Below are 15,354 nucleotides of genomic sequence, written 5' to 3'. Positions count from 1 at the left end.
CATCATCGCCTATGCCGCCAAGCCGGACGTTCCCCGCGGACAAACCATGACAATCCCCCCAACGCAGGCGGCGCCCGCGCTGGAGGCGCCCCCCGCCCTCCAGGAGTGGCCACGCTGGGGCATCACCCACACGGAGTTCAGCGCCGACAACGAGGGCGGCGAGGTCACCGAGGCCGCCTCCCACATTCTGAGCCGGGTCCCGATGCTGCAGAACCAGCACATCATGGGCTGGGGCGCGGGCAATCCCGAGCCGGCGCCGGGCAAGAACGACTTCCGCGACCTCGACCGCCGGATCAAGTTCATGTCCAACTCCCAGTCCATCCCGATCATCACGCTGTGCTGCTCGCCCGACTGGATGAAGGGCGGCAGCTCGGGCAGGACCGACTGGACGCAGCTGGAGACCGCGCCCCGGCGCGAGCACTTCGACGACTACGCCAAGCTCGCCGCGACCGTGGCCAGGCGCTATCCCACCGTCAAGCACTTCATGGTGTGGAACGAGCTGAAGGGCTTTTGGAACACGCCCCAGAACCGCTGGGACATCGAGGGCTACACCGAGTTCTACAACAAGGTCTACGACGCGCTGAAGGCCGTCGACAAGGACATCAAGGTCGGCGGCCCCTACGTGTCGGTCGGCAGCACCACAGTCCCCGAGAAGGGGGCGGAGATCCAGGGGCCGTGGGGGAGTATCGTCCAGCGTGACCTGGAGGCGGTCGAGTACTGGATCGAGAAGAAGAAGGGCGCCGACTTCATCGTCGTCGACGGCGCCTCGGTCACCAAGGAGGCCGGGGCCTTCCCCGACGAGTTCACCGCCCTGGCCAAGTTCGGCGCCCTCACCAAGTGGCTCCGGGACAAGAGCGGCGACCTGCCGGTCTGGTGGGCCGAGTGGTACGTCGAACCCAACAACAGCGACTGGGCCGAGGACCGCCGCATCGCCGTCCACACGGCCGCGATGATGGAGTTCGCCACCAGCGGCGTCACCACCTCGCTCTTCTGGAACCCCCAGCGCAAGTCCACCAGCGACGATCAGGTCTGCCCCGGCTGCCTGTGGCACCCGAGCACCGGCGTCGAGATGCCCATGGCGGGCATCCTGAGCGGCTTCACCAAGTGGTTCCCCCTCGGGGTCACGCTGGAGACGGTCACGTCCTCCAACGCGCAGGTGCGGGTCCTGGCCCAGGAACGCCAGCTCGTGATGGTCAACACCACCAACGCCGCCGCGACCACCGTCGTGGACGGCAGGGAGTTCCAGCTGAAGCCGTACGAGGTCAGGTGGAGCGAGCGGGCGGGAACCTAGGCCACGGCGCCCGGGGAGCGGGAGGGCCTGCGCCAGTTGGTGAACCAGCGCAGCAGCCACTCCACGGGCCCGTAGCGGTGGCGGCGCAGCCACCATCGGCTCCAGACGGCCTGCGCCGCGAAGATGCCGACGCCGATCGACACAACGTGGAACGGGCTGACCTGGTCGACCAGGCTCAGCCCGTAGCCGGTGAAGATCAGTGAGCTGATCAGCGACTGCCCCAGATAGTTCGTCAGCGCCAGCCTGCCGGGCGCCGCGAGCGCCCCGGCCAGACGCGGCACCGCCGGGAGCAGGCGCAGCAGGGTGGCGGCGTAGGCCGCGGCCAGCAGCGGCGCGGTGACCAGGTTCACCGCCTGGCCGACCATGTGATACGCGTGCCCGCCCCCCGACCAGGTCGAATGCGCGTAGACCAGCGCCCCGGCGAGCCCGGCGGTGAACCCCGCCCACTGCAGCCGCCGCAGCGTGGCCGTGTGCCCGGACAGGTCGGTCAGCAGCCGCAGCTTGCCCACGGCCAGCCCGACCAGGCAGGCGGCGAGCACCGTGGGCCCCTGGAAGAAGACCCGCAGCACGAAGATCTTGGCGAGCTTGTGCAGGTGCTCATTGATGATCATGGATGCGGAGCCGTGCAGGGCCCGGTCCGACATGGCGGCCTGCGCCGCGCTCTCCGACACGGCCTCCGAGGCGTCGGTGCCCAGCGCCGCCAGCCCGGCCAGCAGCAGCACCCCCACGGCCAGTGCCACCGTCAGCGCGAGCGCCGCGATCATCGCGGTGCGCGGGGTGATCCGCCGCACCGCCAGCAGGACCAGCCCCACGATCGCGTACGTCGCCAGGATGTCACCGGGGAACAGCAGGATCCCGTGGGCCATGCCGAGCAGGAACAGCCCTCCCAGTCGGCGCAGGAACCTGGGCGCGAACGCCGCCGCCGACCTGTGGGCCGAGTCGATCTGGAGGGTGAAGCTGTAGCCGAACAGGAAGGCGAACAGCAGGTAGAACTTGTTCTCGAAGAGCACCGAGACGAACCAGCGCACCTCCCAGTCGAGCGGTGCGGAGAACGTCGGAGCCGCCAGCCCCGCCATCCGGTATCCCGAGGCGAGATAGGTGATGTTGACCACCACGATGCCGAACAGCGCGAAACCGCGTAGCGCGTCGACCGCCGCGATCCGCCGCCCTGTGACCTCGGTGGAGGCCCCCGTCCGGCCACGGGGTTCCCCTGCGAGCATCTAACCGTCCTTCGAGCAGCTTCGGGGCGTGCGTCCCCCGGCGAACGGTGCCCAGTATGGCGCGGCCCGGCCGCCCGCCGAGAGACTTTGTTCTTTATTGGAGCTGGTACCCGATGACGATGAACCGCTCCGCGATCACCGCTACGGCCAGCACGAACGCTGGCACCGCGACGAACAGGATGCGCCTCCTCGTCCTGGTCGCCTGATCGCGGCCGCGCAGGCGGAACACCTCGTAGCCGAACAGCGCGATCCACGTCACGCCCAGCGCGCCCAGGCCCACCGGCGTCCACGGAGAGGTCGGGTCACTGCCGCCGACCGGCGCCCCCGGCTCGGGGATCTCGGCGCCCTCGGGGTAGGACCTCAGCGTGTAGACGGCCGCGTCCTCGCCGTTGAAGACCCGTTTGAGCTCCTTGCTGGCGTCGAGCGCGGCGCGGAACCGCGGCGCCCAGTCCTGCGGGAAGCCGTGGTTGAGCTGCAGGTATCCGGCCTGCCCGCGGGTGGCCACCAGATAGGTGTTGGGCGGCGACACCCGGAGCTTGTCGATCACCGAGGACAGCTGGGCCGGGTTCTTGTCCACGAGCACCTGCTGATAGGAGATCTTGTCGAAGTCGCGCTCGCCCCACGGGATGCTCGGCGTGACCTCCTCGCCGAGCAGCGGGACCAGGTAGAGGACGCGGGCGCTCGGCTTGTCGTGGTCGTAGACGTAGTGCATCGCCGCGACCTCGCTGGCGGACACCCGCTCGAACTGCTCGTTGCCGTAGCGCGCGACCAGGAAGACCATCGCCAGCACCATGGCGCACCCGGCGGCCAGCAGCAACGAGATCCGCCGCGTCAGCTCCGGGTTGAACCGGATGTTGCGCCTGCGGATCGGCACCGTCTCCTCCGGCGCGTCCTCGGTGCCCGCCGGGAGGTTCGGGAAGAAGGCGTACGCGGCCAGGATGCAGGCGCCCGGCAGCGCGAACAGGTAAATGCGCAGGCCGATCTCGCCGCCGTAGTTCTGCAGGCCGAGGGCGAGCACGGGGATGCACAGCAGCAGCAGGGCCGCGCGATCGCCGACGCCGCGCCGCAGGCGGCGAAACAGACCGGCCGCGGCCAGCACCAGGATGACGCCGCAGATGCCCAGGCGGGCCATCAGGACGAGCGCGTGCTTGGGATCGCTGCCGTCGATCCGGTCGCCGGTGTTGCTCTGGAGGTTCTCCAGGATCCGGCCCAGGCCGCCGAAGAGCTGGTCGATGTGCCCGCTCCAGAAGGTGACCGTCTGGTAGCTGATCCACGCCAGCACCATCAGGCCCAGGAAGAAGGGCAGCCCCCAGCTGAGCGAGGAGCGCCGGAGCAGGATCAGGCCGGTCAGCGCGCCGAGCATCATGAACGGGGTGATCTGGTGCGAGGCGGTCGCGGTCGCGAACAGGCCGATCAGCACGATCAGCATGATGGCCCGGTCGTACACCCCGGTGGAGTGGGGCAGCTCACCCGGTGTCAGCCCGTCCAGGCGGGCCAGCAGCCGCCGGATGGGCCCCTTGACGGGCATCGGTTTGTCGCGGGGCACCACCTTGCCGAACCAGCGCAGCACGATCGCCACGAAGGCCAGGTAGATGGCGTACGTGAAGCCCTGGGAGGAGAAGTAGTCCTGGCCGATCCACTGCACGATGACGAACAGCAGCGCGGCGAACCAGCGGGCCCTGGTGGTGGCGACCACCTGGCGCAGGATCAGCACGAACGGCAGGAGGTACAGCAGGTTCGACAGCAGCGGCGTCCACCGCATGATCATCGTCAGGTCGGTGACCCCGGCGGCCTTGGTGACGAACGCCACCAGCGCGAAGAACCCCGGCCACGCCAGGCGGGCGTCGAGGATGGCGGAGGCCTCACCGGTGCGGTTGATGTACTCCACGAAGCCCGCGTGGACGTAGGCGGTGTGGAACCTGGCCTCGTCCTCGATCAGGGCCGCCGCCCCGTGCAGGGCGAAGGTTATCGCCGCGATCTGGAAGAGCAGCAGGAACTTGCGGTCGGTGTTCTGCCCGATCGTGACGAAGAACGCGACGAGCATCAGCAGGATCGCGGCGAACGCGGTCAGCGGCATGGCCGAGATCAGGCCCACACCGTCGATCTTGGTCAGGTCGACGCCCCGCAGCGGGCCCGGCGCCACGCGCAGGGCCAGCACGTACATGATCAGGCCCTCGATGGTGAGCACCGGCGGCAGCCACACCATGGCCGACTGCATCACCGTCCGCAGGCGCGAGGGCCTGACGGTGGGCGCCGCGACCGGCGGTCCGGCGGTGGCCGCCGCGGCCGGAGGCATGGCGCTGGTCGTCGGCGCCGTCTTCCCCGCCCCGGAACCGGTCCCCGAGCTCCTCTGGGAGCCCTGTGGGGCCTGATGGGCCACTGGGGCCCCTGTGACCTCGGGGAGGGGCTTCGACACTTCCACGGGCCGTCTGGGCGCCCCGGCGGGCCTTCCCCACGGCTCCCCGCCCAGAAGCCCGTCGAGCCCCGAGGACTCAGAAGGCTCCGAGGGCTTCGGGGGGGCGGAGGGTGTCGTGAGGGGCGGCGCGGCCCGGCCGGGCAGGCGCATCTCCGCCGTGGTGTCGGCCCTGTCCTCGTCCTCGGGGGCCTCGGTGGCCTCGTCTTCGGGGTCCTCGGACCGCCCGGGCGGGGTTTCTGCCGTCTTGACCTCGGGAGCGCCGGCCGGGGGCGGGGCCACGGGGCGGAGGGGGAGCCGGATGACGGCGGTGACCTCGGGGTCGTCGCCGTAGACGCTCTCGTCCGGCGCGTCGTCCGTGCCGTCCGCGTCGTTCGTACCGCCTGTGTTGTCCGTGCCGTCCGCGTCGTCTGTGCCGTCCGCGTCGTCTGTGTCGGCCGGAGCGGCGTCGGCGGCGTCGTCCGCGGGGGCCGCCGACGTCTCGCCGTCCGCCACCGCGTCCGCCGTGCCGTCGTCCACCACGTCGTCATGTGCCGCCCCGTCCGGCGCGTCGCTGTCACGAGGGTCGCCGTCACGAGGGTCGCCCTCCGGAGCCTCCTCGCCGACGGGAGTCTCGCCGTACGGACTCCTGCCGCCGGACGCTTTCCCGCCCGAAGTCTCGCCGCCCGGGATCTCGCCGGGATCCTCGTCGTCAGGCGCTTCGAAGGGCGCCGTGCCGGAGGGCTCGCCGTCGGACCCGGTCCGGGTTCCGTCAGAAGGCGCGGGGTGGGTGGGATCGATCTCCCCGACCTCGGCAGTTTCCGCCGCCCCCGTCGTCGTCACGTCATTACCTGCCCGTTGCCTCACGTCTAACATCATGGCGGCTACGCGGACCAGGGTGCGACGGGCCATCACGGAGATCCGTCATGTTCGGGTGCTTCGCGTAAACCATTGAAAAGCGGTACCGCGGCCGTGTTCCGGCCAGGCGGCCCCCTCCCGGCGCCTCCGCCTCCGAAGGAAGGGGGCACCGGACGGAGCGGGAACCGCCGATCTCACCGGGCCGGCCACCGGTGCGCGACCCGTCTCGCGGATCGCGCTGTTTCCAGGGCGTACCCGGTCGTTCACGCCTGGCCGCGCACCCGGCGCAGACCGTATCTCGTGCGCCTGACGACGGCGTATCCCTTCGTCAGCATTCGTTCCCTCATGTAGATCAGCGGGACCTGGTTTCCCTCGACCGCCCGGCTGAACATCTTCATCGACGTGCCCTCGGCGACGGTCAGGCGCGGGAGCGCGAGCACGTCGTGCCGGTCGGCGGCGAGGGCGTTGTTCACCGCGCAGGCGGCCCAGTATCCGGCCCGCCTGACCTCGCGCCGCACGCGCACGCTGGAGTAGCCGTACGGGTAGGCCATCGTCGAGACCAGGGAACCGATCTTGTCTTCGAGCAGGGCCTTGTTGCGCCGCAGCTCCTGGCGGAGCTCGTCGTCGGGCAGCTGGTCGAGCTGGGGGTGGCTGTGGCTGTGCCCGCCGATCTCCATGCCGCACGAGGCGGCCTCGCGGGCCTGGCTCCACGACAGCATCGTGTCGAGGGGCCTGCCCGCCGCGTCCTTGCCCGCGTCACTGACCCACCCGCTGGTCAGGAAGACCGTCGCGGGGAAGTCGTAGCGTTCGAGCAGGGGCAGCGCCTCGCTGTGGAAGTCGGCGTACCCGTCGTCGAAGGTCACCACGACCGGCCGCTCCGGGATGGAGCGGCCGTTGTTCTTGTGCAGCGAGGCGACCAGGTCGGCCACCGTCAGCGGCGTGAAGCCGTTCTCCTTCAGGTAGGCCAGCTGCTCGGCGAAGGCCGAGGGCCGTACCGCCAGCGGCTTCGTCTCCGCGTTGGGACGGTCGGAGACCGAGTGGTACATCAGAATCGGTACGCGGATCATGACGAACGCACCCGCTTCAGCTTCAGTCGAACGGAGCCGACGACGTAACCCCAGGTCGTCCAGGCGAGGCCGACGACGATCGCCCCGGCCCTGCCGAGGCCCGAGAGGTCACCCTTGAACGCCTCGCCGACCCCGCGCAGCGCGCCCAGCGGCAGCGCCTTCAGCGCGTGAGCCCGCTCGCTCGACAATCCGTCGCCCGCTCCCACGCTCTGGGCGACCAGCGCCTTGGACAGGCCCTCGGCGAAACAGCGCGAGCGGAAGTAGGCGAACGTCGAGCGTACGGGCGGCACCTTGTGGCCGATCACCGCCGCCGGCTCGAACAGCATTGCCGCCCCCGGCATCCGCTGCGAGAGCCGGATGCAGAACTCGGTCTCCTCACAACCCAGCGGGCGGGGCTTGCGCCCCTGCACGCTGCGCCCGATGCCGGTGTGGAACCCGCCGACACCGCCGATGACCTCCCGGCGGAAGGCCGCGTTGCCGCCCATGACGTTGCGGATCCGCGCCCGTTGCGTGGGCATGCCCAGATAGCTGCACCCCACGGTCCAGTCGAACTCGTGGGGATACCAGCCGGGCCGGTACCCGATGCCCCACAGCGGCCTGGTCAGCCCGCCCACCCCCACGATGGTCGGGTCCTGGAAGCCCTCCTCCAGTGCTTCCAGCCAGCCAGGCTCCGCGACGGCGTCGTCGTCGAGATACGCCACGATGTCGCCGGAGGCGGTCGCCGCGCCGGTGTTCTTGCCGCCGGACAGCCCCTTCTCCTGAGCGTTCTCCACCACGATCGCGCCGGGATACTCCTTCTTGAGCCTCAGGTGGAGATCCGGGTTGTAGTCGACGACCAGGATGATCTCGTGCGGCTCGTGCGTCTGGTTCTGGACCGACTCGACGGCCGCTCGGATGTCCTCCCAGCGGTCCTCGGTGTAAACGCAGATGACGACACTGCTTCTCATGGCTACGCGGCACCCTGGTCGGCGGCCGGGGTGGCGGCGGCCGGCTCGTGAACGACGGGAGCCGGGTTGCTCCGCCACTCGCGGATGATGGTCTTCAGCACCCGGATGCCGTCGCGGACGGCGTGCAGGTTGCTCTCGCCGTGGATGCGGCAGCGCTCGTGGCTGGGAACCTCGTGAACCTTGAGCCCGGCCTTGGCGGCGCGGACGTTCATCAGGGTCTCGATCTCGAAGCCGTCGCAGTCGAGGTTGAGGACGTCCAGATGGCGGGCCCAGAAGGCGTTGTAGCCGTAGCAGAGGTCGCTGTAGCTGGTGCCGTACATCCTGTTGACCAGTGCGGTCAGCGACTTGTTGCCGAACTTGCGGATGAACGTCAGGTCGTCGCTGCCGCCGCCGGACGCGTAGCGCGAGCCCTTGACGAAGTCGGCCCCGGTGACCAGCGCGCCCACGAACTGGATGATCTCGCGGCCGTCGGTGGACCCGTCGGCGTCGATCATCACGATGATGTCGCCGGTGCAGGCGGCGAATCCGGCCGTCAGCGCGTTGCCCTTGCCCTTGCCCGTCTGGTGGACCACGCGGACGTTGGGGCGCAGCCTCCTGGCCACGGCCACGGTGTCGTCCTTGGAGTTACCGTCGACCAGGACGATCTCGTCGATCCACTGCGGCAGCGTCGCGAAGACGTGCGGAAGGTTCTCCGCCTCGTTCATGGCCGGCACGACGACGCTGACGGTGGGGGAGATCGCCATGTTGGGCGTGATGGGGGTGAACCGCTCGATGGGTGGCACCGCCCTCAGCGGTGGCTTGTTGTTGTAGTGCTTGGTGATCTCGGGACTCATTGTGACGGATGTCCTTCCGGGCGGTCGGTCGTCAGGGGCGACTGGCGGACGGACCCGGGGCCATCGCCGATCGGCACGATCGGCGGAAACGGCGAATGCGATGAGGGATGCATGCGAGGGTCCTGGCGGGTGATGTGGTGATGAACGGAAGCGGGCTAGCCCACTCCCCATGGTTCCTTGACGACCGGCGTGCCTGATTGGTTCTGCGCGGGGGAGCGCATACGGCCGAAACCCTTCAGCACACGGTCAGCAAGCCTGTACAAATTCGGGCGATCCGTGACGATCGTTCGTGCCTTGTTGACCGGGGTGCGGCCGATCCAGTGGACGGCGGCGGCCGGGGAGGGACGCGACACGCGACCTTCCGCGACGAAGAGATCACCGCTTTTCAACCAGCTCTTGTACTCGCGCCCGCCCTTGCCCATGTCGACCTGCTGCAGCCCGGAGTTCGCGGCGTGCTCGGCCATGTGCAGGTGGTGCATGATGCCCGGGGAGTAACGCGCGAACTCGGTGTCGTAGGCCGGGAACCAGCCCACCAGGGTCGTCGCCGTCCGGAGGCCGAAGTGACCGGCGACGGGCCTGTCTCCGGCGTAGACCATCGTCAGGACGCCCGCGAAACTCGCGGACTTCTCCGCGTGCATCTCGTCGAGCAGTTGAACGATCCATGGCTGGGCGAAACGGTCGACCCGTCCCGTCCTGCGGTATTGGTCGGACTTCCAGTTGGTGAGGGTGCGGAGCGTGCCCGCGTCGGCCGAGTCCCACTCGAAGCGGATCTCACCCTGCTCGCGGCCGAGCTTGCGCTCCTTGTAGCGGACCGTCTTGAGGTTCTTCGGCGAGTTGGCCTTCACCTGCTCGATGTAGGTCTCGAACCCGACGCTGAGGTCCATCACCGGGGCCGGTCGCACGTCCGACTCGTACGGCGCGAACGTCGGCTGGCCGGGGACCAGGTGGTCGAAGTCGAAGACGGAGAGCCTGCAGGCGCGCAGCAGGGTCCGGACGTCCAGCTTGAGGCCGGAGACCGAGATCAGCCCGTGGCAGGTGGTCAGGAAGCCTCCCAGAGGCTTGCCGATCCCGAAACTGTGGCGCTCGTAGGGGAAGAACCCCACGATCTTGCCGCCGTCCTGGATGACCGCGACACGGACGTAGTCACGCAGCCGCCCCATGGCGAGTGTGAACTCCACGGAGAGGAAGGGATTGTCCAGTGACGGATCCGCCACCTGCAACTCGCGCCATCGCGAGATCTCGGACTCGCCGAGGTCTCCTGGGCGAACGATGACGATGTTCACCTTGACCTGGCCCCCTGTTCGGTCTGCAAGCTCCCGCTCCCCCGATACAACACACGTAGTACGTATATGAAGCCGCCGAGCACCGCAATCGTCGCAACTCCGGCACGGGGCGACCATGCGTCAAAAGTAAGCATGGCAGCGGCCAGGAGAACGTTCACGACCAGGCTCGCCGCCGCACCCACTGATAGTGCCGCAAGAGGGTCACGATCACGCAACAGTCCTACCACCGCAGCACCCGGAACGACCAACAGGAACAGGGGCGTAAGGATCAAGCGTAACGGAGTGTCGATGTCGGCTAAGGCGATCACGGCCCCCGCGACGCAAGCGAAGGTGAGCGCCCATCTGAGCACCCTGCGTTTGACCGACATCTCCGAGCTCCTGGTTGGTAATGATGTGACTGATCGCGCTCTTCATGTGACCAATCACTCAGCATGGACGTCAATGCCGACGCTCGGCATCAGTCCATGGTTTACCGGATCCCAGAGAGAAGTCTCGGTGTTAGGTAAAACGAGATGCGGGAATCAGCCCGTCGCCCCCTCGGAGCTCGCCCCGGAGGAGGGGGTCGGAGTCGGGTCGGGAGCCGGGTCGTCGGGGGGCTCGGGAGCGTCTGGTTCAGGGCTTTCCCACGAAATCGCGCATCCGGCGTTGCCCCCGGCGGACCTGAAGGCGACCCGTCCGGAGCCGCTCTCCGACGGATCCTTGGCAGTGACCCAAATCACGCTCTTCGCACCCGCCCTCAGCTGCCCCTGCGCGGGGTGGACGTCGAGCCCGCCGGAGGTGGTCGCCGACCACGAGACCGTGGCGTTGCGGGCCGCGAGCCGGATCTGCCCGGCGCCCTCCCCGATGTCGCCCGGACACGAGACGCTCAGCCGCCCGGCCGCGGGCGGCGTGGTGGCGGAGCGGGTGGGGCGGGGCCGTCCCGTCGTGGGCGCGCGGCTCGGTGCGGGTCGCGCCGCGGTGGCGGTGGGGGCGGGAACGGGTGTCTCGGTCCTTTGGGCCCTCTTCGGTGTGGGTGTCGGCGCGGCTTCCGCCTCCGGGTCCTCCGTCAGGGGGTCGGGCCCCGGCTCCGGGCCGGGCTCCAGCGTGATCAGCGCGGGTTCCGTCCCCGGCGCGGTCTGGGGGTCCCTCAACGCCCCTCCGGCCAGGTCCTGCCCGCCCACCACGACCACCGCCCCGGTGGCCGCCAGCACGCACACCACCGCCAGCAGCACCGGCCCCCTCCGCTTGCGCTGCCTCCGCCGCTGCGCGGGCGGCGCCTCCGTACCCCGCTTCCCCTCGCCCGGGAGCGGCGGCGTACGCCGGGCCTGGCCGTTCCCCGCCGACCCCGCCGACGATGCGCGCCGTTCCCCGGTGCTTCCCGCCGGTGGCGTGTGCCATGCCTCGGTGTCACCGGTCGGCGGCGTGTGCCGGGTCTCGTCGTCCGCCGGCCACGACGCGTGCCACGCCTGGTCGTCCGCGGGCCGTGCCGTCTGCCATGCTTGGTCGTCCGCCGGTGATGCCGGCTGCCACGCCTCGTCGTCCGCGGGCCGTGTCGTGCGCCACGCCTGGTCGTCCACGGGCGGTGCCGCGTGCCACGTCTCGCCGCCCGAGGGTGGTGTCGCGCGCCATGCCTGGTCGTCCGAGGGTGGTGTCGCGTGCCACGTCTCGCCGTCCGAGGGTGGTGTCGCGCGCCATGCCTGGTCGTCCGAGGGTGGTGTCGTGCGCCACGTCTCGCCGTCCGAGGGTGGTGTCGCGCGCCATGCCTGGTCGTCCGAGGGTGGTGTCGCGTGCCACGTCTCGCCGCCCGAGGGTGGTGTCGCGCGCCATGCCTGGTCGTCCGAGGGTGGTGTCGTGCGCCACGTCTCGCCGTCCGTGGACGGTGCCGGCCAGACCCCGGTGTTCGCGGGTGGTGTCGTGCGCCACGTCTCGCCGTCCGTGGACGGTGCCGGCCAGACCCCGGTGTTCGCGGGTGGTGTCGTGCGCCACGTCTCGCCGTCCGTGGACGGTGCCGGCCAGACCCCGGTGTTCGCGGGTGGTGTCGTGCGCCACGTCTCGCCGTCCGCCGGGGGCGCCGGCCATGCCTCGGCGTTCGCCGTCGGCGCCGGCCATGCCTCGGCGCTCGCGGACGGTGCCGGCCATGCCTCGATGTTCGCGGGTGGCGGCGGCGTGTGCCGCGCCTCGTCGTCCGCGGGCCGTGACGCGTGCCGGGTCTCGGCGTCCGTCCACGGTGTCGCGCCTCCGGGCCCGCCGTCCGCGGGCGACGCCATCACGTAGCGCGGCGCCGTCCCGATCCCGGGGTGGCGCGGACCGTCCTTCGCGCGGGGCCGCCCGCTCTCCGCGGAGCCTGTCCCGGTCTCCGCGTACCCCGCCCGCTCCGCTCGATCCTCCCCGTACCGCGCGTCCGTCTCGGCCGGCCACGCCCTCGCGTCGGCGGGCGGCGTTCCCTCGTCCGCGGGGGGCGCCGCGTGCCGGGAGCGGGTGCCCGCGGGAGGCGTGGACCCTCCGCCCCCGGAGGTTCCACCGTCGCGGGCCCGCCTGCCGCCCGCGCTCTTCTTCCCGCCCCATCGGCGGCTCCCCGGACGCCGTTCGGGCGCCGTGGGGAAACCGGCCTTGTCGAAGCCGTTCTCGGCGGCGATGGCGGCGCGATCCTCGCGCAGCTCCGGGTTCACGCAGGTCTCGATCACCCGGCGGCGCAGGGAGAGCGGCGGGTAGGACAGGGGGATGAGGTCCAGCAGCCGCCCGGCCGAGACGTGCCGGTCCCTGCGCTCGACGCAGACCTCGCAGCGGCCGATGTGGGCCGACAGCCGCCTGCGCAGCATCGTGGTGAGGGGGCCCTCCCACGAGTCCACCATCGCCGACAGGTCGGGACAGTGCGCCCGGCCGACCTTGGCGAGCACCACGGCGGCGGCCGCGTTCTCCAGGTGGTCGCGGGCCCGGCCGAGCCTCGCCGCGACCTGGCGGGAGGTCAGCCCCAGCACCGCGCCGACCTCGCCGCCGCCGAGGTCGTGGCGGAGCGACAGTTCGAGCACCTCGCGCTCCTGCGCGCTCAGCTCCGCCATCGCCTCGTGGACCAGGGCCGCCAGTTCCCGCTCGCCCGGATCGTCGTGGATGTCGGGCGGCGCCGCCGGCCCCTGCGGGCCGCCGCGTCCCCCGTCCGCGCACCTGATCCGTACGAGCGCGTACAGCCACGCACGCAGGCGGCCGGGCTCGCGCAGGCGGTCCACGCTGCCCTGGGCCGTGACCAGGGCGTCGTGTACGGCGCCCGCGGCGGCCTCACGGTCGCCCAGCAGCGAGTGGGCGTAGTCGTTGAGACGTTCGGCATAGGAGTCGTAGAGGCTCGCGGGCGCCGTTGTGTCGGCACGCCGCAGCGCCTCAACGAGTTGTTGATCGTCGGTTCGGCCGACGGTCGGCCATCCGGGCACGGATATTCCTCCCCCGCGAGACGGGCTCGTTCACGGGTTTCACCACTCACCCGTTCCAGCCCACACGCGTAGGACGTCACCTCCCCGCAACTGGTTGACCAAAGGGGTCGATATCATGCCGACCTGGTATGACCTGGGAAAACTGATACGGCTGGTACCAATGTGGCACCAGCCGTACAGGATGAAAGTGATGCGGGAGGGTCAGCAGTTGGGCGCGCAGAGCCGGCGCTTCATGCCCTCCAGGAAGAACTTCCTGACCTCCAGGATGTCCTTGGCGATGTACGCGTCACCGGCGGTCGCCTTGGCCAGCGCGTCCATCTGGCGCTTGCCCTTGGGGGCGTCGGGACCGAAGGCGATGATCAGGACGCTGACCGGCTTCTCCGGGTCGAACTGGTCCTTGAGCCGCTTCAGGATCTGCCGGTTGGTGATCCCGCCGTCCGGGTCGTCGTTGCCGGCCCCGTCGGTGAGGATCAGCACCGTGTTGATCTTGTCGCTCTGGTACTCGTCGGTCATCTGCTTGTAGGCGGCGGCGAGGGTGTCGTTGAGCCCGGTGTCACCGGTCGACCTGGCGCGGGTGGTGATCAGCTTCTGGTTGAGCACGTCCCTGCGCAGGGCGCCGTTGAGGTCCTGGGTGAGCGGCCCCACCGGAACCGTCTCGCGGTAGTCGACCCCCCGGCCGTTGAGATGGGTGGAGAACTCCCACAGCCCCAGCTCGCTCTTGACGGGGAAGAGCTTCATGCCCTCGACGGCGATCCTGGTGATCGCCTGCATCCGGGTCAGGCCGGTGCCCGGCACGGGAAGGGCCATGGTCCCCGAGACGTCCAGCAGGGTGAGGAGCCTCGAACCGAGCTTGATCCGGGACCAGGTCTGGGCCATCCTCGCGACGGTCTTGCCGTCGGGCGGCTCGATCGCCTGCGGGGCCTTGGCCTGGAAGCCGGCGGAGGCGGAGATCGCCTTGCCGCCCTTGCCGTCCGGGGTGCGGAATCCCTGGTCCTGCAGGGTCTTCCTGGACGCCTCGCTGCCGAGTTCCTTCCGGAACGCCTCGGCGGCCTTGCGGACGGTGGCGTCCTTGGAGATGACCACCACCGGGTAGTCGAGGTTGATGGTGCCCTCGGCCGGATAGAGCGGCACGGCCGGAACCTCGGGCTTCTTGGCCTTGTTGAACGCCCAGATCCCCTGTTCCGAGGAGATGCCCAGCGGGGCCTTGCTGCCCTGGACGCCGAGGCTGGACAGCAGCGCGTCCTGGTCGCGGACCGTCGACGTCGATCCGGACAGGCTCTTGAGCGCGCCGACCAGCTGCTCCTCGCCCGCTCCCGAGGCCGTGGCCACCCCGGCGGCGGCCAGGAGCGCGCCGAGCCCGGCGGCGTTGAGGGAGGGGTCCAGCACGAGCACGCGCACCTTGCGGCCGGGCCCGTCCACGTTGGCCACGTTGGCAGCGTTGATCATGCCGCCCCAGCTGGCCTCGCCGAAGCTCTTCTTCAGATTCGGCACCACGGAGCCCGAGGCCACCATGACGATGGGGGAGTGGGCGACGGACGCGCCCGCCTCGGGCACCTCCTGGTTCTTCGCCCGCAGGTTCGTCACCCACAGCTTCGAGTCGGGGACCCACATGTCCATCGCGACGGCCTTGCCACCGCTGAAGGAGGAGGCCACGGCCGCCGAGACGCCCTTGGTCACCGTGACCGTGGCGCACCTGCCCTCGACGTCGTGGGCCGCCTTGTTGAAGCGCTCGGCGATCTGGGACAGGGCGGGCTGGATGTCCGGGGAGGCGGTGATCCGCAGTGGAATCGCCTCGCCCGCGCACCCGCCGTCGCGGTCGCGGTTGATGACCACGAACGCGGCGACGCCGAGCAGCACGGCGAGGGCGACGGACCCGGCCAGCGGGACCAGCACCTTGCCACGCCCCCCGCGCCTGCGTCTGGGCTGCGGTTCCTTGTACGGGGTGTAGCCGTCCTCGAGTTCATCCGTCCGGTGACGTCCGCCCACGATGTCCTCTTTGGTGTCGATGTCATGGAGCTAGCGGGTCACCCTATCGGGAGGTCGTCCGCAATATTCAGGGAAC

The 15,354-nt window shown here is 70.2% G+C and carries 9 protein-coding genes; 1 reads left to right on the top strand and 8 read right to left on the bottom strand.

The features are described 5' to 3' along the window. The first annotated feature begins 46 nt into the window (after positions 1 to 46). Positions 47 to 1,291: a GH39 family glycosyl hydrolase gene (locus ACSDR0_RS00980; RefSeq protein WP_435286760.1), complete on the top strand. Its 1,245-nt coding sequence runs from the start codon at positions 47 to 49 to the stop codon at positions 1,289 to 1,291. Here the strand turns inward: ACSDR0_RS00980 and ACSDR0_RS00975 are convergent. The 8 genes from ACSDR0_RS00975 to ACSDR0_RS00940 form a co-directional block, all read right to left on the bottom strand. Continuing rightward, positions 1,288 to 2,511, bottom strand: coding sequence for a DUF418 domain-containing protein (locus ACSDR0_RS00975; RefSeq protein WP_435286759.1), 1,224 nt, complete (start codon positions 2,509 to 2,511; stop codon positions 1,288 to 1,290). The genes ACSDR0_RS00980 and ACSDR0_RS00975 overlap by 4 nt on opposite strands. A 94-nt stretch (positions 2,512 to 2,605) precedes the next feature. Next, positions 2,606 to 5,746 (bottom strand): hypothetical protein, encoded by a 3,141-nt coding sequence (locus tag ACSDR0_RS00970; protein ID WP_435286758.1) that lies wholly within the window; start codon positions 5,744 to 5,746, stop codon positions 2,606 to 2,608. A 278-nt stretch (positions 5,747 to 6,024) separates the two neighbouring features. Continuing rightward, complete coding sequence (locus ACSDR0_RS00965; protein ID WP_435286757.1) at positions 6,025 to 6,828, bottom strand: polysaccharide deacetylase family protein; 804 nt, start codon at positions 6,826 to 6,828, stop codon at positions 6,025 to 6,027. Then, a complete protein-coding gene (locus ACSDR0_RS00960; RefSeq protein WP_435286756.1) occupies positions 6,825 to 7,775 on the bottom strand; it encodes a glycosyltransferase family 2 protein in 951 nt (316 codons plus the stop codon). The genes ACSDR0_RS00965 and ACSDR0_RS00960 overlap by 4 nt, the downstream gene beginning before the upstream one ends. Positions 7,776 to 7,777: 2 nt before the next feature. After that, entirely contained in the window at positions 7,778 to 8,608 is an 831-nt protein-coding gene (locus ACSDR0_RS00955) for a glycosyltransferase family 2 protein (RefSeq protein ID WP_435286755.1), read from the bottom strand. Positions 8,609 to 8,763: 155 nt separating this feature from the next. Beyond that, positions 8,764 to 9,891 carry a GNAT family N-acetyltransferase gene (locus ACSDR0_RS00950; protein ID WP_435286754.1) on the bottom strand — a complete coding sequence of 376 codons (1,128 nt, stop codon included), beginning with the start codon at positions 9,889 to 9,891 and terminating at the stop codon, positions 8,764 to 8,766. A gap of 521 nt (positions 9,892 to 10,412) precedes the next feature. Beyond that, positions 10,413 to 13,292, bottom strand: a complete 2,880-nt coding sequence (locus ACSDR0_RS00945; RefSeq protein ID WP_435286753.1) for a sigma factor-like helix-turn-helix DNA-binding protein — start codon at positions 13,290 to 13,292, stop codon at positions 10,413 to 10,415. 201 nt (positions 13,293 to 13,493) lie between these two features. Beyond that, positions 13,494 to 15,278, bottom strand: a complete 1,785-nt coding sequence (locus ACSDR0_RS00940; protein WP_435286752.1) for a substrate-binding and VWA domain-containing protein — start codon at positions 15,276 to 15,278, stop codon at positions 13,494 to 13,496. Positions 15,279 to 15,354: the final 76 nt, after the last annotated feature.

Source organism: Streptosporangium sp. G11 (genome assembly GCF_051192615.1).
Lineage (GTDB): Bacteria > Actinomycetota > Actinomycetes > Streptosporangiales > Streptosporangiaceae > Streptosporangium.
Note: the sequence above shows the minus strand (reverse complement) of the source record. Positions and strands in the feature narration are given on the sequence as shown.

Coding starts and splice junctions, on each gene's coding strand:
- ACSDR0_RS00980 (WP_435286760.1), top strand. CDS start 47: ATGACAATCCCCCCAACGCAGGCGGCGCCCGCGCTGGAGGCGCCCCCC.
- ACSDR0_RS00975 (WP_435286759.1), bottom strand. CDS start 2,511: ATGCTCGCAGGGGAACCCCGTGGCCGGACGGGGGCCTCCACCGAGGTC.
- ACSDR0_RS00965 (WP_435286757.1), bottom strand. CDS start 6,828: ATGATCCGCGTACCGATTCTGATGTACCACTCGGTCTCCGACCGTCCC.
- ACSDR0_RS00960 (WP_435286756.1), bottom strand. CDS start 7,775: ATGAGAAGCAGTGTCGTCATCTGCGTTTACACCGAGGACCGCTGGGAG.
- ACSDR0_RS00955 (WP_435286755.1), bottom strand. CDS start 8,608: ATGAGTCCCGAGATCACCAAGCACTACAACAACAAGCCACCGCTGAGG.